Consider the following 15,890-nt stretch of genomic DNA (forward strand, 5'->3'; position numbering starts at 1 on the left):
GTTTCGGCCGCCCCATCCCTATCGCCCGCTTACACGGCCCCCGCGCGCCTGTAAGCGCCCCGTAAGCGCCCTCCGCGAGCATCGACTCATCCACCTCACCAGGAAGGACCACCATGACTCGCAGCACCGAGTGGGCCGTCGAGGCCCACGGGCTCGTCAAGGTCTTCGGCGACAACCGGGCGGTCGACGGCGTCGACCTGAACGTCCGCGCCGGCACCGTCTACGGCGTCCTCGGCCCCAACGGAGCCGGGAAGACCACCACCATCTCCATGCTCGCCACCCTGCTCCGCCCGGACGGCGGCGACGCGTTCATCTTCGGCCACGACATCCGCAGGGAGCAGCAGATCGTCCGCCAGCTCCTCGGCGTGACCGCCCAGTTCGCCTCCGTCGACGAGACCCTGTCCGCCAACGAGAACCTGATGATCTTCGCCCGCCTGCTCGGCCTCAGCGGCCGGGAGGCGAAGGCCAAGACCGCAGAGCTCCTGGAGGAGTTCGGGCTGTCCGACGCGGCCAAGCGCCCGCTGAAGAAGTTCTCCGGCGGCATGCGCCGGCGACTCGACCTCGCCGCCAGCCTGATCGCGCAGCCGCCGCTGATCTTCCTCGACGAGCCGACAACGGGCCTCGACCCGCGGACCCGCGCGCAGATGTGGGACACCATCCGCCGCCTGGTCTCCACGGGCTCCACGGTCCTGCTCACCACGCAGTACCTGGACGAGGCCGACCAGCTTGCCGACCGCATCGCGGTGATCGACCGCGGCCGCGTGGTCGCCGAGGGCACCGCCGACGAGCTGAAGGCGTCGGTGGGGGAGTCCTCCCTCCAGCTCCGGCTCACCGACCCGGCCGACATCGAGGACGCCCGCCGCGCCATCGCCACCGTGCTGGGCGTGGAGGCCGTCGTCTCCCCCGAGGGCTCCCGGCTCACCGCGCCCATGCGCGACGCCGATGCCGTCACCGACCTGTTCGTCACGTTCCGCGAGGCGGGCATCCATCTCCAGGAGATGTCGGTGCAGAAGCCGACGCTGGACGAGGTGTTCCTGACGCTCACCGGGCACGGAGTCGAAGACGAGAAGGCCGAAGACGAGACCGCCGAGACCGAGAACGCCGCCGCATCCGAAGGAGTCCGGGCATGACCGCCATCGCCACCATCACCCCGCCGTCCGAGCGGAACCTGAAGAACCACGTCAGCCTCAGCCAGACCCTGGCCAACACGGTCACGATGGCCCACCGCGGCCTCCTGAAGATCAAGCGGACGCCGGAGCAGCTGTTCGACGTGACGCTGCAGCCGATCATCTTCACGATCATGTTCGCCTACCTGTTCGGTGGTGCGATCGCCGGAAATGTCCAGGCTTACCTCCCGACGCTCATTCCCGGAGTGCTCGTCCAGACGGTCATCACGACGTCGGTGGTCACGGGCGTGCAGTTGCGGGAGGACATGGACAAGGGGGTCTTCGATCGCTTCAAGTCCATGCCGATCGCACGCATCGCGCCTCTGTCCGGCGCGCTACTGGCGGACACGCTGCGCTACACGATCGCCACGACGATCACGTTCATCGTCGGCTTCGCGATCGGCTACCGACCCGCCGCGGGTCTCGGCTTCGTGGCGCTCGCCGGTCTGCTGGTCATCTTCTGCTCCTGGGCGATCAGCTGGATCTTCGCCTTCTTCGGCGTCATCGCCCGCACGGCGGGTTCGGTCCAGGGCATCTCGTTCCTTGTATTGTTTCCGCTCACGTTCTTCTCGAACGCTTTCGTCGGTGTCGAGACCCTCCCGAGCTGGTTGCAGTGGTTCGTCAATGTGAACCCCGTCTCGCACCTGGTGACCGCGGTTCGCGACCTGACCGCCCACGGCACGTTCGGCGTGGACGGCTGGCTCGCGCTGCTCGGCGCGGCTGTCGTGGTCGCGGTCTTCGCCCCGCTCACCGTGCGGGCGTACATGCGCAAGGCGTAGTGACCTCCGGGCAACGAACAGCGGCCGCCGCATCCTGGAGAGGGATGCGGCGGCCGCTTCGTCAGACGCGCGCCTCGTCCAGTTCGGGTTCGCGGCGACCCCCGAGCCACGCGGGCACGCCGATGTTCTTGAGCCGCATGGCCCTGGATTCGACCAGGTACCAGGAGGCGGTGGCCAGCCCAGCGGTGACGACCAGCACGATCGTCAGGTACAGCGGAAGCCCGAGCGCGTTCAGCCCGAAGAAGGAAGCGAGCTGCAGCACCGGCCAGCCGAGGAGGTACAGGCCGTAGGAGAGGTCGCGTTTGACCCCGACGGTGGTGAAGGGGAGCCGAGCGCCCGCCCAGATGATGAGGTAGGCGAACGCGAGGACGCCCACCTGCCGGAACCCGGCCGTCGCGTACGTCACACCGGCGACCACGAGGCAGCCGCCGAACAGCCACCAGGACAGCCGGCGCTCGAGCAGCACATCCCGCCACAGGTAGATCAGCGAGCCCAGCAGGAAGCACACGGTGAGCGTGGGCTGGCGCGGCTCGGTCATCCCAGTCAGGTTGAAGAGCACGACCTGCTGCCAGACCCACGCGGCGACGAAGAGCACCGTCACCACGCGCCGGTTCAGCACCCGCATCGCCGCGAGCGCCAGGATGATCAGGTAGCACGCGAACTCGTAGGCCAGCGTGTAGATCGGGCCGTCCCAGAGCGTCGGGTAGGGGTTGGACGCGAGAGTGTCGCCGATCTGCTGCTGGTTATTCGCCAGCAGCAGGTTGTTGACGAAGAAGCCGATCGGGTTCGGCGTCGCGAAGGGGTACTCGGTGAGGCCGTGGGATGCCCGCCACACGATCGGCGCGAACACCAGCACGATGAGGGCCAAGGTGACCCAGTACGCCGGCATAATGCGCAGGAGGCGGTGCCAGAGGAAGCGGCCGGACGTGAGCCGTTCGCCGCTGCGGGTGATGAGGAAGCCGGAGATGGCGAAGAAGCCTTCGACCGCGAGGAACCCGAGGTTGTTCGAGGTTCGGCCGGGATCGGTCCCGAATCCGCCGAGCGGCCACGCGTGCGACACGATGACGGCCGTCGCCATCACGAGGCGCATGAAGCCGATGCTGTTCCGGCGGGGATCGAAAATTGTCACAGTCGTCGATTTTTGCATACCCCCGGCCGGACGAAATCCATCGCTGCCCGTTCGCCGCCCGATCAGACCCGGATTTCTCCCAGTAGTGCCAGCCCCCGCACGGCCGCCGCATCCCGCCCGATCGCGGCCGCAGCCGCCTGCGCCGCCGCCAACCGCTCCTCGCCCCACGTCCGCCGCACCCGCTCGGTGAGCGCCGGCCGGTGGAGGCTCACGATGTCCTGACGGGAGTTGGCGCGCGCCGCCAGCGCGAACAGCTCAAGCCCGGCGTCGACCCAGTCGTCTCCGCGGGCGGCGCCGACCTCCGCGTCGAGCATCCAGATCGCGACGCCGAGAAGGCCGGTGCCGATCACCGGCTTGTCGAGGTACTGCGGGCTCAGCCGCGCGTTCACCAGGACGCGCACCCGCAGCCGGCGCGCGGCCTCTGCGGTCTCCGTGCGCGTGAGCGGGTCGGTGTCCGGGATCCCGGCCTCCTGCGCGCGCAGCCGGGCCGCGATGAGCGCGGCGCCGAGGATGGTCAGCCACGGGTTGGCGACCGCCTCGCGCTCGACCGTCGTGTCGTCGGTGTAGACGCCGATCGCCTCGTCGTACAGGCGAACGCCGCGCGCGAAGTCGCCCTCCGCGAGCGCGATCTCCGCCAGGCCGGCGAAGCCGATCCCGTAATAGTCGACGTAGTCGAAGCCGGTGCGGTCGACCTCCTCGTGCAGGTAGTCCTCCAGCAGGGCGCGCCCGCGATCCACGTCGCCCGCGGAGATGGAGTTGACCGCGATCAGCCAGTCGAGCTGGCGGAGGTCGCCGGCTGCCCTGAGCGTCGCGAGTCCTTCGTGGGCGCTCTCCGCCCAGGCGAGCGCCTCGTGCGGGTGCGCGAGCTGACTGTGGAGCTGGGCGAGGGACTGCGCGGCCGAGGCCCGGGACCAGGTGTCCCGTGCCTCGATCGCCTTCTCGTGCGCGCGCGTCGCGCTCGTGAGTGCGTCGTCCAGTTCCCCCGCGTTCTCCTGAAGCTGCGCGGTGAGGAGGCCGCCCATCGCGGCGAGTTCGGGATCGGCGGAGCGGCTGAACTCGGCGAGCAGTCGCATCCCCGGCTCGACGTGCCCGGCGGCTAGGACCAGGCTCGCGATCGCGCCGAGCCGCGGGTCGGCGAAGGGTGCGTCACGGCGGAGCCGGCGCAGGCGTGAGATCGCGCGGACGGCGGTGCGCAGGCCCGCGTAGAGGAAGGTGCCGCCGATCAGTGCATAGCAGGCGGCCGCCGACTCCCGGTCGTCGCCCTCCGGCTCCCACCCGGCCAGCGCGTCGAGCACAGCGGCGCCGAAGCCGAGCACCTCGGTGTGGGTGCTGCGCAGGGACCAGTAGTACGCCAGCACGGCGAACACCGCGGCCGTCGTCGCGGGCCGGTCGCCGTCGATCGCCGAGCGGAGCACAGCGACCAGGTTGTCCTGCTCGGCGGTCACGAGGGCGAAGGTCGGCACCTGGTCCGGGCCGTGCATGTGGGCCATCGTCTCGCGCGCGAACGCGACCGCCCAGGCGTCAACCCCGGCCTGCACGTCGGCGGCCTCCCCGGCCGCGGTCAGCTCCAGGTCGCCGAACTCGCGGACCGTCTCCAGCATCCGGTAGCGCAGGATGCCGGTGTCCTCATCCTCCGAGACGGTCACGAGGGACTGGGCCACGAGCGCGTCGAGGTCGTCGAGCACCGACGCCGCGCCGGCTCCCGCGACCGCCTCCGCCGCCTCGGCGCTGAAGCCGTCGGGGAAGGTCGAGAGCCGGCGCATCAGGGCCTGCTCCGACGCCGCCAGCAGGTTCCAGCTCCAGTCGATCACCGCGAACAGCGTGCGGTGGCGTTCGGGCGCGGTGCGCTCGCCGCCGGTCAGCAGCGCGAACCGGTTGCCGAGCCTCCGCTCGATCTCCTCGACCGACAGCGAGCGCGTGCGCGCGGCGGCGAGCTCGATGGCGAGCGGGAGGCCGTCGAGCCGCGCGCACAGCCGGGCGACGGCCTCCGGCGGCAGCACGACGCCGGGGCGCGCGGCCCGTGCACGCTCCCGGAAGAGCTCGACCGCCGGGCCGTCGTCGTCGGAGGGCAGCGGGCCGAGCGCGTAGACCCGCTCGGCGCCGATCGCGAGCGGGGCGCGGCTCGTGGCGAGCACCCGCACGGTCGGCGTCGCCGAGAGGATGTCCTCGATGTAGGCGGCGGCCGCGTCGATGATGTGCTCGCAGTTGTCGACGATGAGCAGCGTCTCGCGTTCGGAGAGCAGGCCGAGGATGCGTGAGCGAAGGTCGAGCTGGGCTCCCGGCTCGGCCAGCCGGGCGCTTCTGGCCTCCCGGATGCCGAGGGTGGTGGCGAAGGCCAGCTCGACGTCCGCGCCGGTGCGGACGCTGGCGAGCTCGACCAAAACGACGGCGGGCGTGTGGATGGCGCGGTGGCCGACCTCGTGGGCGAGCCGGGTCTTGCCGAGGCCGCCGGCGCCGAGGACGGTCGTCAGGCGGGAGGTGGCGACCAGGTCCTCCACGGCCTCCAGGTCGTACTCGCGCCCGACCAGCGCGTTCGGCGCGGCGCGCAGTCCGATCCGGACCCGGCGCGGCGATGCGGGCTCGCGATCGTCGTCCTCGCGCTGGTCCTCCTCGGCGAGCAGCTGGGCGTTCAGGGCGACCAGCTCTGCGCCCGGGCGTGTGCCGAGGCGTTCGCGCACGGCCTCCGTGACGTCCGCGAAGGCCAGCAGGGCGTCGCTGCGGCGGCCGGCGTCGGCGAGCGCGCGCATCCGCTCGGCGTGCAGGGACTCGTCCAGCGGGCGCAGGCGCAGCAGCTCGTGGAGGTCGGCGAGGGCGGTCGTGGAGTCTCCGCTCTCGCGGGCGGCGCGGGCGCGGGCGACGAGCAGCTCGGTGCGGAGTTCGGCGGCGGTTCGTGCCAGCTCCTCGGCGAGCCGGGAGCCAGCGAGCTCCAGCCCGGGCTCGCCGCGCCAAAGCGCGAGGCCGGAGTCCGACTCGCGGAGCGCGTCGCCGTGGGCGGCGGCCGCCAGGGCGGCGCGGGCCGACGCGAGGTGGTGCGCGGCGAGGTCCAGGTCGGTGCCGTGCGCGCCGACCGCGAGCGCGTAGCCGCTCGGCGTGGACTCCAGGATGCCGTCGGCACTGCTCGTGCGCACCCGGGAGACCAGCGTCTGCAGGGCCGCGCGCTCCTGCCGGGGCGGGGCGTCGTCCCAGAGGTCGTCGACGAGCGCAGGGACCGAGCGGCCGCCCGGGGCGAGCGCCAGCGCCACGATGAGGCTCTTGCCGCGCGTGCCGGACGGCTCGGCGAGCGTGCCGGTGCGGTCCTCGACGAGCACCGGGCCGAGCACGGCGACGCGGGGACGGGAGGGCACGGATTCCACTCGCCGATTTTAGCCAGGGCCGGGCGTTCCGCGCCGCGCCGCGCGTAGGCTCTGGGCATGGCGTTCGACTGGTCGCACTTCTACGAGAAGCAGGGCGGACGCGGCGTCCGGCCGACCTACGAGTCGGCGCTCGCGGCCTGGGACGGGCCGGCGGGGACCGCGGTGGACCTCGGCTGCGGCGACGGAGTCGAGACACGCGACCTCGCCGAGCGCGGCTGGCAGGTGCTCGCGGTGGACTCCGACCCCGCGGTGGACGAGCGGGTGCGTGCCGGGCTCGACGAGGAGGCCTCCGGCCGCGTGTCGACGCGCTGCACCACCTTCGAGGCGGTCGGCGAGCTGCCGCGCGCCGAGCTCGTCTACGCCGGGTTCGCCCTGCCGTTCTGCGACCCGACGCAGTTCCCCTACCTGTGGGCGGACATCCGGGATGCGATCGAGCCGGGCGGCGTGTTCGCGGGCGAGCTGTTCGGGCCGCACGACGAGTGGTTCGGGCGGCCGGGGATGAACTTCCACGACCGCGCGGGGGTGGAGGCCATGCTCACCGGGCTGGAGGTCCTGCGGCTGGTCGAGGACGACCGGCGCGGGATGTCGTTCGAGGGGCCGAAGCACTGGCACGTCTTCCACATCGTGGCGCGGGCGTGAGCGGCGGGGTGCGGTACTGAACGCCGGCGCGCGACCGGAACTCCTCCACAGCCGCTGACTCCCGGCGACTTCTCCACAGATTTCGCCGGGGCCGTTTCCGCACGTCTCCGCCCGCCCAGGATGGACACAACACATCCACCTACAGAAAGGCACCTGCACAATGCAACCCATGCTGCTAAACTGCATGCATGCCCATTTCCATCACCATCCGCTCCGTTCCGGACGAGGTCCGCGACGAGCTCGCGGCGCGTGCGGCGCGCTCGGGGCGATCACTTCAGGAGTACCTCGTGCATGAACTCACCCGTCTCGCCGGCAAGCGCACGGTCGACGACGTCCTCGACAGCATCCGGCGCCGCGCCGAGCACTTCCCGCCTCTCGACAGGGAGGCCGTGGCCGACATGATCGCCCGGAGCCGCGAATGACCGCGATGGCGGCCGCCGTGCGACGCACGGCGGCCCACACCGCGCACCCCTCGGCGGCGTCCGCCGATCCGTCACCCCACGACTTCGGCCTTCCGGAGACGGTCATCGTCGACACCTGCGCCGTCATCGACCTCCTCACCGACCCCGGCGAGAACGGCCGTGCCGTGGCAGAACGACTACGCGGCCGCGACCTGGCCGCTCCCGACCTGATGTTCGCCGAGGCGGCGAACGTCCTGCGCAAGCTTCGGCTGAAGGGCGCCCTGAGCGATGGCGAAGCCTCGATGGCCTACGCCGAACTCCTGGAGCTCCCCATCGAGTCGTGGCCGTTCGAGGCGGTCGAGCAGCGGGTGTGGGATCTCCGCGGCAGCCTCAGCGGGTTCGACGCGACGTTCGTCGCACTGTCCGAGCTGCTCACGGCCCCGCTCGTGACGACCGACAAGCGGCTCACGCGGGCGATGGAGTCGCTGCCCGCGGTGAAGGGAGGTGCGCTGACGGCGGTCGACGAGTAGGTCAGCGAATAGGTCAGCGCAGCGTCTTGCGGGCGGTGATCTGGCCGGTGTCGAAGCCGAGCAGGTGAAGTCCGCCGTGGAAGCGGGCGTGCTCGATCTTGATGCAGCGGTCCATCACGACCGTGAGGCCCAAGGACTCGCCGTACTCGGCGGCCTCCTGGTTCCAGATGCCGAGCTGCACCCAGACGGTCGGCGCGCCGACGGCCACGGCCTCGTCGATCACGCTGGGGATGTCGCTCGCACGGCGAAAGACGTCCACGATGTCCGGCACCTCGGGAAGGGAGGCGAGATCCGGGTAGGCCTTCTGCCCCAGGATGGTGTCGGCGTTCGGATTGACGAAGTACACGCGGAAGTCGCTCGACTGCTGCAGGTACGTCCCGACGAAGTAGCTGGAGCGGGCCGGGTTCGCCGAGGCTCCGACGATCGCGACCGACTTCGCGGCGCGCAGGATGCGGAGACGCTCCTTGGCGTCGGGGCCGGTCCAGGTTCGCTGCGACTTCAGCAGCTTGGCCAGGGGCGAGTCGGACGGGAGGGAGCAGCTCAGGCCGTTGACGAGCTGGACCTGCGTCGTGGTGTCGGTCATGCTGCCGCCTCCTTCGCCGCCGTGCTGAGCGCCTGGTCCAGATCGTAGATGATGTCGTCGACATCCTCGATGCCGACGCTGATGCGCACGACGCCGGGGAGCACGCCCGCGTCGAGGAGCTGCTGCTCGGTGAGCTGCGCGTGCGTCGTCGAGGCCGGGTGGATGACGAGCGTCTTCGCGTCGCCGATGTTCGCGAGGTGACTGGCGAGGTTCAGCGACTCGATCAGGCGCTGGCCGACCTCGCGGCCGCCCTTCACGACGAACGAGAACACGCTGCCCGGGCCCTTCGGGAGGTACTTCTGTGCGCGCCCGTGATGCGGGTGCTCGGGGAGCCCGGCCCAGAAGACCTTCTCGATCCGCGGGTCCTCGTCGAGCCACTCGGCGACCGCGCGGGCGTTGTCGACGTGCGCCTGGATGCGGTAGGGCAGCGTCTCGACGCCCTGCGCCAGCAGGAACGCGGAGTGCGGAGCCAGCGACGGGCCGATGTCGCGGAGCTGCTCGGCGCGCAGCCGGGTGAGGAAGGCGTACTCGCCGAAGTTGCCCGACCACTGCAGCCCGCCGTACGACGGCACCGGCTCGCCGAACAGCGGGAACTTCTCCGTGTGCCAGTCGAAGCGGCCGCTCTCCACGACGACACCGCCGAGGGTCGTGCCGTGGCCGCCGAGGAACTTCGTCGCCGAGTGGATGACGACGTCCGCGCCCCACTCGATCGGGCGGTTCAGGTAGGGCGTGGCGATGGTCGAGTCGATGATCAGCGGGACGCCGGCGGCGTGGGCGACCTCTGCCAACCCCTCGATGTCGGCGATCTCGCCGGACGGGTTCGCGATCGTCTCGGCGAACACCAGCTTGGTGCGGTCGGTGATCGCCGCCGCGTAGTCGGCAGGGTCGGAGCTCTGCACGAAGGTCGTGTCCACGCCGAAGCGGCGCAGCGTCACGTCGAGCTGCGTGATCGAGCCGCCGTAGAGGTTCGCGGACGCCACGATGTGGTCGCCCGCGCCGGCCAGCGACGCGAAGGTGATGTACTGCGCGCTCAGCCCGCTCGCTGTCGCGACGGCGCCGATGCCGCCCTCGAGGCTCGCGACGCGCTCCTCGAACGCGGCGACCGTGGGGTTCTCCAGCCGGGAGTAGATGTTGCCGTACTTCTGCAGGGCGAATCGCGCGGCGGCGTCCGCGGTGTCGTCGAACACGAACGCGCTGGTCTGGTAGATCGGCAGTGCGCGCGCCCCGGTGACAGGGTCGGGGATGTTGCCCGCGTGGATCGCACGGGTCTTGAAGCCATATTCGCGATCAGCCATGCGGCCACGCTACCCGAGGCCGCAGGAGCGGGCCGGGCTGCGGCCGTAACACACGGTCATCCCCACAGGCCGTCCGCAGCGGTCCGCCGAGGCCTGACGGAACCGGGTTTCCGACCGTGCACCGGGGGTGCTCAGGCGGCGGCGCTACCCTCGAAGCGATCGCAGCACCGCGATCCCGGACGACGGTTCAGTACCCGGCACGCGACAAGACTGGCCAAGGAGTCGTCATCGTGTCGTGGATCGTCCTCATCCTCTCCGGCGTGCTCGAAGCCGTCTGGGCGACGGCCCTGGGAAAGTCGGCCGGATTCACCCGCCTCTGGCCGACCGTCGTGTTCGTCGTCGGCCTCCTCGCCTCGATGGGCGGGCTCGCGTACGCGATGCGCGAGATCTCCACCGGCACCGCGTACGCGGTCTGGGTCGGCATCGGCGCAGCGCTCACCGTGCTCTACGCCATGGTCTTCGGCGGCGACGGCTTCTCCATCGTGAAGCTGCTGCTCATCCTCGGCCTGGTCGGCTGCGTCGTCGGCCTGAAGCTCGTGCACTAGCGAGCGACCCCGCCGATCAGGCGGCCGACACCCACACCGCGCCCAGCGCGAGCGCGGCGATCAGCGCCCACGAGAGCAGCCCCGTCGCGAGCGCGCGCCAGCCCGTCCCGACGAGAGTGCGCAGCCGCACGGCGGTCCCGAGGCCGAACAGGGCCATCGCGAGCAGGATGGTCTGCAGCGTGTCGGCGCCGTCCGTCACGACGGTCGGAAGCGGCACGAACGAGCGGATCAGCACGGCGGCGATGAAGCCCGCGACGAACAGCGGGACGATCGGCGGGCGCTTGACGCTCGGGTCGCCCTCCACCTGCCGGCGGCGTTCGACGACCGCCGCGATGGCGACGGTCGGGGCGAGCATGAGGACGCGGGTGAGCTTGACGACGATCGCCACGGACAGCGCGGCCGGGCCCGCGATCTGCGCGGTCGCGACCACCTGGCCGACATCGTGGACGCCGCCGCCGACCCAGTGACCGAACTGCACGCTGGAGAGGCCCAGCGGATGCCACAGCAGCGGCAGCACGAAGATCGCGAGCGTCCCGCACAGGGTGACCAGGGCGACCGGGGTGGCGGCCTCCTCGTCCTTCGGCTTCACGACGCCGCTCATCGCGCCGATCGCGGACGCGCCGCAGATCGAGAAGCCGGTCGCGATCAGCAGCGGCTGGTGGCCGGGGAGGCGGAAGAGCCGGCCGATCAGGAAGGTACCGGCGAAACTGAACACCACGATCCCGACGGTGGTCAGGATGGCGACCCAGCCGAGCCCCGCGATGTCGCCGAGGCTGAGCTTGAGGCCGAGCAGCACGACGCCGATCCGCATCAGCCGCTTCGCGCTCACCGCGAGACCCGGGGCCAGCACCCCGCCGAGGGCGCCGCGCGCGGCCGGGATCTGCCCGACGACGATCCCCAGCACGACCGCCGCCGTGAGCAACGGCACGGCCGGCGCCAGCCAGTGGATGCCCCAGGCCGCCGCCGCTGCAAGAGCCGCCGCCGCGACCCCCGGCAGCCACGCGAGGGCCGAGCGGGCGGGGGAGGGTGCGGGCGGAGTGGCGGGTGAGGTCACCTCCCCATTCTTGCGTCCCCGCGCACGCGCCCCCGACCACCCCAGCCGCATGCCCCTGGCTGCGCCCGCGCGACGCTGCACTCGCCCCATCGCGAGGGGACGCAACACGCCGCTCCGCGCGCGCGTTGGCGGCGTGTTGCGTCCCCTCGTGGCCGGCCATCTACCTGACAGAACACGCCGTCCCGCGGCGGGGCGAGGCGGCGTGTTCTGTCAGTTACTTTGCGCGGCGCGTCAGAGCGTCGACAGGAGGCGGGCGCCGTCGGGGACGCCGAGGCCGGTGCAGGCGTCCCAGCCCGCGCCGGCGGTGTAGGCGCCGTTGTTCCCGGCGGTGATGTCGCGGAACCCCGCGGCGACCTGTCCGGCGCGGATGGAGTCGTACAGTTTCGGCTGCACCAGCCCGAAGCGGGTCCCGGTGGACTGCGCCAGCCGGGCGATCAGTGCGGCCCACAGCGGCGCGACGGCGCTGGTGCCGCCGATGACCATGTCCTTCCCGTCGACGCGCACCTGGTAGCCGGTCTGCGGGTCGGCCACCGCTGAGACGTCCGGCACACCGCGGCCGCCCTTTGCTGCGCCCCCGGCGTGGCCGCCGCCGGAGCGCTTTGCGGCGTCGACCGCGTGGGCGGCGCTGGGACGGGAGGGCACCCCGACGTTCGCCTGCCAGGTCGGCAGCGCGAAGACGTCGCTCACGCCGCCGCCGGTCGCACCGTTGCCCGTGCCGTTGTTCCAGACGGTCTCGGACGTGACCGCGCCGGTCGACGGGTCCGCCTCCAGCCGGGTGCCGCCGCAGGCGAGGGCGTGCGGGGACGAGGCAGGGAAGTCGACGTGCGCCTTGCCGTCGCCGACGCGGTCGGTGCTGCCGTCGTCGCCGGCCGCCACGGTCGTGGTGACGCCGAGGGCGGCGGCGTCCTGGAGGGCCTGGTCGAAGGCGTTGCGCGCCTGGGCGGTCCACTGGTCCTCGGACTGGCCCCAGCTGACGCTGATCACGGCGGGGGTGGGGGTCGCGTGCGCGGCGGTGCTGATGGCGTCGAGGAAGCCCGCGTCGGTGTTGGGTGCGAAGTACACGAGCAGCGCGGCGCCGGGGGCGAGGGCGCCGGCCACCTCGATGTCGAGCATGACCTCCCCGTCGGCCCCGTTGGGGTCCTGGCCGGGGACGTTCGCGGCGCCGTCCACGCCGACGGCGGTCACCGACGGCGAGGGGATGCCGAGGCCGGCGAAGTACGTGTCCAGGTCGGCCTGCACGTATCCACCGCCCAGCTCGATGATGGCGATGGTCTGGCCGCTGCCGTCCGTGCCCGCGGGGAAGTCGTAGACTTTCCCGAGCTGCGGCGGGGTGTAGCTGGTGCTCACCGCGGCGGCCGCCGTCAGCCGGAACTGGGCGCGCGCCTGCGGGCGGTCGTCGAGCCCGAGCACCGCGGTCACGATGCCGTCGAGCTGGGCCGGGATGCTCAGGCCGCCGGAGCGCTGCCGGAAGCTCGGAGCGTCCGCCCCGGCGTCGGCAGGCCGGGCCTCGGCGAGGTCGGTGCCGAACACGCGGGCGAGGACGGAGACCGGGCCGGACACGCGCACGCGCCGTTCGGCGGCGTTCTCCTCGTCGATGGTCACGCCGAGGCGTTTGAGGGTGGAGGTCACGAGCTGGAGGTCCTCCGGCGAGGCGCCGTAGCGGTCGCCGAGCTCCTGCGTGGTCAGGTGCGACGTGAAGGCGTCGTCGGGGAGCGGGGCCCGGCGGCGCAGGATCAGCGTCGCCTCCACCGGCGTGTCGGGAGCGAGGGCTCCGTGCGTCTGGAAGCCGGCGCGTTCAGGCTTTTCGCTTCCAGGAAGGGGGACGAGGTTCAGCGGCTCTTCGGCATCCATACTGAACGGTCTACCACCCGGCGTCGACAGTGGCAGCCCCCAATGCCAGACCCGCCCGAGCAGGAGAGCTCAGACCCAGCTCGGCAGCCACATGTGGATCTGCCAGAACCAGAACGGCACCTGCTGCGCCGTCCAGATCGGCCAGAAGAACGCCGAGACGACGGTCGCGAGGCCGAGGAACACCGCGGTCCAGGCGATCCCCGTGCGCCGCCGCCGCTCCGGGTCGGTGCGTTTGCCGAGCACCAGCGCGATGACCGCCGCGAGGGCGAGGATCGTGTACGGCTCGAACGCGATCGCGTAGAACTGGAAGATCGTGCGGTTGATGTAGAGCAGCCACGGCAGGTACCCCGCCGCGAGCCCGGTGAGGATGAGTCCGGCCTGCCACTCGCGGTAGCGGGCGAGTCGGTAGACCAGGTAGAAGACGGCTGCGGCGGCCGCCCACCAGATGATCGGGTTGCCGAGCGACGTGATCGCCGCCGCGCAGCCTCCCGGCGCCGTGCAACCGGACTGGCCGTACGCGTCGCCCGAGTAGTACATGCTCGTCGGCCGGATCATGAACAGCCAGGTCAGCGGGTTGGACTGGTACGGGTGCGGCACATGCAGGTTGATGCTGTACCCGTACATCTCCGACTGGTAGTGCCAGAAGTTCTGGAACCACAGCGGCACCCAGGAGAGCCCGCCCGTCCACTGGGTGTGCAGCGACTGCGCCCAGTTGCGGTAGTAGCCGCCGCTGGTCACCAGCCACCCGGTCCAGGTGGCGAGGTAGGAGAGGAACGCGATCGGGACCATCAGGACAAAGGTCGCGGGCGCCTGCTTGAGCACGGCGCCGCTGATGTAGAAGGCGACGCCCTCCCTGCGCCGGGCGACGATGTCCACGATGACGACATAGACGGCGAAGAACGCGAGGAAGTAGAAGCCGCTCCACTTCACGCCCGCACACAGCCCGGTGAGGATGCCCGCGGCGATCAGCCACGGCCGCCACCAGAGCACCGGTCCCCACGAGGGGTCGCGCCCTGCCCGGCGGGCGGCGAAGAGCTTCGCGGCGAGCCGGGTCGCGTGCCAGCGCCGGTCGAGCAGGATGCAGCCGAACGCGAGCAGAGCGAAGAACATCACGATGTTGTCGAGCAGCGCGACGCGGCTCATCACGATGGCGTGCCCGTCGATCGCGAACAGGAAGCCCGCGATCGTGGCGATGATCGTCGAGGAGAACAGCACGCGGGCGATGAGGAAGACGATGAGAACGGCCAGGATGCCGACCACGGCGGTCGACAGCCGCCAGCCGAACGAGTTGCCGGCGCCGGTCGCGGCCATCCCGAGCGCGATGATCCACTTGCCCAGCGGTGGATGCGCGACGAACGACGGGGACGACTGGAAGATGTTCGTGTTGCCCGCGTTGAACGACTGGTCGGCCTTGTCCGGCCAGCTCCCCTCGTAGCCGAGGTGGAAGAGACTCCAGGCGTCCTTGACGTAGAAGGTCTCGTCGAAGACGAGGACGTGCGGGCTGCCGAGGTCCCACAGCCGCAGGATCGCGGCGAGCAGCGTGACCGCAATGGGTGCGCCCCAGTACCAGAGCTGCAGCCGCAGTGGCGTGCGCAGCACGCGCGCCCACCAGTCGTCCAGCCGGCTGCCGGTGCGGGCCGGCGCGGCGTGCGCGGCCGGCCGGGCGCCCGGTGCGGCGATGTCGGGGGAGGTCACCAGCACATCCTGACAGACTGGACCCATGATCATCCTCGCCGCGACGCCGATCGGAAACCTCGGCGACGCCTCCGCCCGCCTGGTCGAGCTGCTGAGCTCCGCGACCGTCGTTGCCGCCGAGGACACCCGCGTCACGCAGCGCCTCCTCGCCGGCCTCGGAGTCGAGAACCGGCCGCGGCTGATCGCCCTGCACGAGCACAACGAGCGCGACCGCGCCGCCGAGCTGGTGGAGCTGGCCCGCGACCAGGACGTGGTGGTGCTCTCCGACGCCGGGATGCCCACGGTCTCCGACCCGGGATTCCCGCTGGTGGAGGCCGCGGCCGCCGCCGGCGTCGGCGTGACGGTCGTGCCCGGTCCGAGCGCGGTGCTCACAGCGCTCGCCGTGTCCGGCCTGCCGACCGATCGGTTCACGTTCGAGGGCTTCCTGCCGCGCAAGCACGGCGAGCGCACCACGGCGGCGCGCGCGCTGGCGGCCGAGCAGCGCACGATGGTGTTCTTCGAGTCGCCCAACCGGCTCGGCGCCTCCCTCGCCGACCTGGCCGAGGTCTTCGGCGCCGACCGCCGCGCCGTGGTGTGCCGCGAGCTGACGAAGCTGCACGAGGAGGTCCGCCGCGGCACGCTCGCCGAGCTGGCCGAGTGGGCGGCCGACGGCGCGCGCGGCGAGATCGTGGTGGTCGTCGCCGGCGCCCCCGCGCGCGATGCCGACCCCGCCACCGCCCTCACCCAGGTGCTCACCCTCGTCGCCGACGGCGCCCGCCTCAAAGAGGCCGCCGCCGAGGTCGCCGAGGCCACAGGCCTCTCCCGCCGCGACCTCTACCAGGCCGCCCTCGCCGCGAAACGTGAGTAGGTGCGGGAATCCGGGGCCGGATT

14 protein-coding genes and 1 riboswitch are annotated in these 15,890 nt (G+C 71.7%); of the genes, 7 read left to right on the top strand and 7 right to left on the bottom strand.

The features are described from left to right. Window positions 1-113 precede the first annotated feature (113 nt). The gene (locus tag ACFRFH_RS19150) at window positions 114-1,130 is read left to right on the top strand and encodes an ATP-binding cassette domain-containing protein (protein WP_382464579.1); all 1,017 of its coding nucleotides are present in this window, start codon (window positions 114-116) and stop codon (window positions 1,128-1,130) included. Next, window positions 1,127-1,945, top strand: a complete 819-nt coding sequence (locus ACFRFH_RS19155; RefSeq protein ID WP_382464580.1) for an ABC transporter permease — start codon at window positions 1,127-1,129, stop codon at window positions 1,943-1,945. Before ACFRFH_RS19150 ends, ACFRFH_RS19155 begins: the two co-directional genes overlap by 4 nt. A 61-nt stretch (window positions 1,946-2,006) precedes the next feature. Here the strand turns inward: ACFRFH_RS19155 and ACFRFH_RS19160 are convergent, their stop codons facing one another. Further along, the gene (locus tag ACFRFH_RS19160) at window positions 2,007-3,035 is read right to left on the bottom strand and encodes an acyltransferase family protein (RefSeq protein WP_382464581.1); all 1,029 of its coding nucleotides are present in this window, start codon (window positions 3,033-3,035) and stop codon (window positions 2,007-2,009) included. Window positions 3,036-3,136: 101 nt separating this feature from the next. Further along, window positions 3,137-6,427 (bottom strand): BTAD domain-containing putative transcriptional regulator, encoded by a 3,291-nt coding sequence (locus ACFRFH_RS19165; protein ID WP_382464582.1) that lies wholly within the window; start codon window positions 6,425-6,427, stop codon window positions 3,137-3,139. A 57-nt stretch (window positions 6,428-6,484) separates the two neighbouring features. Here ACFRFH_RS19165 and ACFRFH_RS19170 point away from each other — a divergent pair, with 57 nt between their 5' ends. The 3 genes from ACFRFH_RS19170 to ACFRFH_RS19180 all read left to right on the top strand — a co-directional run bounded on the left by ACFRFH_RS19170 (window position 6,485) and on the right by ACFRFH_RS19180 (window position 7,997). After that, complete coding sequence (locus ACFRFH_RS19170) at window positions 6,485-7,066, top strand: class I SAM-dependent methyltransferase (protein ID WP_382464583.1); 582 nt, start codon at window positions 6,485-6,487, stop codon at window positions 7,064-7,066. A 188-nt stretch (window positions 7,067-7,254) separates the two neighbouring features. Next, complete coding sequence (locus tag ACFRFH_RS19175) at window positions 7,255-7,488, top strand: hypothetical protein (protein WP_345834400.1); 234 nt, start codon at window positions 7,255-7,257, stop codon at window positions 7,486-7,488. After that, on the top strand, window positions 7,485-7,997 hold the full coding sequence (locus ACFRFH_RS19180) for a type II toxin-antitoxin system VapC family toxin (RefSeq protein ID WP_382464584.1): 513 nt from the start codon (window positions 7,485-7,487) through the stop codon (window positions 7,995-7,997). The genes ACFRFH_RS19175 and ACFRFH_RS19180 overlap by 4 nt, the downstream gene beginning before the upstream one ends. Window positions 7,998-8,010: 13 nt before the next feature. Here the strand turns inward: ACFRFH_RS19180 and ACFRFH_RS19185 are convergent, their stop codons facing one another. Together ACFRFH_RS19185 and ACFRFH_RS19190 are read right to left on the bottom strand one after the other, a co-directional pair. Further along, window positions 8,011-8,580 carry a CoA-binding protein gene (locus ACFRFH_RS19185; protein ID WP_382464585.1) on the bottom strand — a complete coding sequence of 190 codons (570 nt, stop codon included), beginning with the start codon at window positions 8,578-8,580 and terminating at the stop codon, window positions 8,011-8,013. After that, entirely contained in the window at window positions 8,577-9,875 is a 1,299-nt protein-coding gene (locus ACFRFH_RS19190; protein ID WP_382464586.1) for an O-acetylhomoserine aminocarboxypropyltransferase/cysteine synthase family protein, read from the bottom strand. The genes ACFRFH_RS19185 and ACFRFH_RS19190 overlap by 4 nt, the downstream gene beginning before the upstream one ends. A 154-nt stretch (window positions 9,876-10,029) precedes the next feature. Next, window positions 10,030-10,094, top strand: a riboswitch (guanidine-III (ykkC-III) riboswitch). An 11-nt stretch (window positions 10,095-10,105) separates the two neighbouring features. Between ACFRFH_RS19190 and ACFRFH_RS19195 the strand changes: the two genes are divergently transcribed. Then, a complete protein-coding gene (locus ACFRFH_RS19195) occupies window positions 10,106-10,420 on the top strand; it encodes a DMT family transporter (protein ID WP_382464587.1) in 315 nt (104 codons plus the stop codon). A gap of 16 nt (window positions 10,421-10,436) precedes the next feature. Here ACFRFH_RS19195 and ACFRFH_RS19200 read toward each other — a convergent pair whose 3' ends face one another. The 3 genes from ACFRFH_RS19200 to ACFRFH_RS19210 all read right to left on the bottom strand — a co-directional run bounded on the left by ACFRFH_RS19200 (window position 10,437) and on the right by ACFRFH_RS19210 (window position 15,020). Further along, the gene (locus tag ACFRFH_RS19200; protein ID WP_382464588.1) at window positions 10,437-11,474 is read right to left on the bottom strand and encodes a YeiH family protein; all 1,038 of its coding nucleotides are present in this window, start codon (window positions 11,472-11,474) and stop codon (window positions 10,437-10,439) included. Window positions 11,475-11,705: 231 nt separating this feature from the next. Continuing rightward, window positions 11,706-13,325, bottom strand: a complete 1,620-nt coding sequence (locus tag ACFRFH_RS19205) for a protease pro-enzyme activation domain-containing protein (RefSeq protein WP_382464589.1) — start codon at window positions 13,323-13,325, stop codon at window positions 11,706-11,708. A 69-nt stretch (window positions 13,326-13,394) separates the two neighbouring features. Further along, window positions 13,395-15,020, bottom strand: a complete 1,626-nt coding sequence (locus ACFRFH_RS19210) for a dolichyl-phosphate-mannose--protein mannosyltransferase (RefSeq protein ID WP_382464590.1) — start codon at window positions 15,018-15,020, stop codon at window positions 13,395-13,397. Between the two features lie 25 nt (window positions 15,021-15,045). Here ACFRFH_RS19210 and rsmI point away from each other — a divergent pair, with 25 nt between their 5' ends. Beyond that, complete coding sequence (rsmI, locus tag ACFRFH_RS19215) at window positions 15,046-15,867, top strand: 16S rRNA (cytidine(1402)-2'-O)-methyltransferase (protein WP_382464591.1); 822 nt, start codon at window positions 15,046-15,048, stop codon at window positions 15,865-15,867. Window positions 15,868-15,890: the final 23 nt, after the last annotated feature.

The sequence above is a fragment of the Leifsonia sp. NPDC056824 genome, assembly GCF_042789575.1.
Taxonomy (GTDB): Bacteria; Actinomycetota; Actinomycetes; order Actinomycetales; family Microbacteriaceae; genus Leifsonia.

Coding starts and splice junctions, on each gene's coding strand:
- ACFRFH_RS19185 (WP_382464585.1), bottom strand. CDS start 8,580: ATGACCGACACCACGACGCAGGTCCAGCTCGTCAACGGCCTGAGCTGC.
- ACFRFH_RS19180 (WP_382464584.1), top strand. CDS start 7,485: ATGACCGCGATGGCGGCCGCCGTGCGACGCACGGCGGCCCACACCGCG.
- ACFRFH_RS19170 (WP_382464583.1), top strand. CDS start 6,485: ATGGCGTTCGACTGGTCGCACTTCTACGAGAAGCAGGGCGGACGCGGC.
- ACFRFH_RS19190 (WP_382464586.1), bottom strand. CDS start 9,875: ATGGCTGATCGCGAATATGGCTTCAAGACCCGTGCGATCCACGCGGGC.
- ACFRFH_RS19160 (WP_382464581.1), bottom strand. CDS start 3,035: ATGCGCCTCGTGATGGCGACGGCCGTCATCGTGTCGCACGCGTGGCCG.
- rsmI (WP_382464591.1), top strand. CDS start 15,046: ATGATCATCCTCGCCGCGACGCCGATCGGAAACCTCGGCGACGCCTCC.
- ACFRFH_RS19205 (WP_382464589.1), bottom strand. CDS start 13,325: ATGGATGCCGAAGAGCCGCTGAACCTCGTCCCCCTTCCTGGAAGCGAA.
- ACFRFH_RS19155 (WP_382464580.1), top strand. CDS start 1,127: ATGACCGCCATCGCCACCATCACCCCGCCGTCCGAGCGGAACCTGAAG.
- ACFRFH_RS19175 (WP_345834400.1), top strand. CDS start 7,255: ATGCCCATTTCCATCACCATCCGCTCCGTTCCGGACGAGGTCCGCGAC.
- ACFRFH_RS19150 (WP_382464579.1), top strand. CDS start 114: ATGACTCGCAGCACCGAGTGGGCCGTCGAGGCCCACGGGCTCGTCAAG.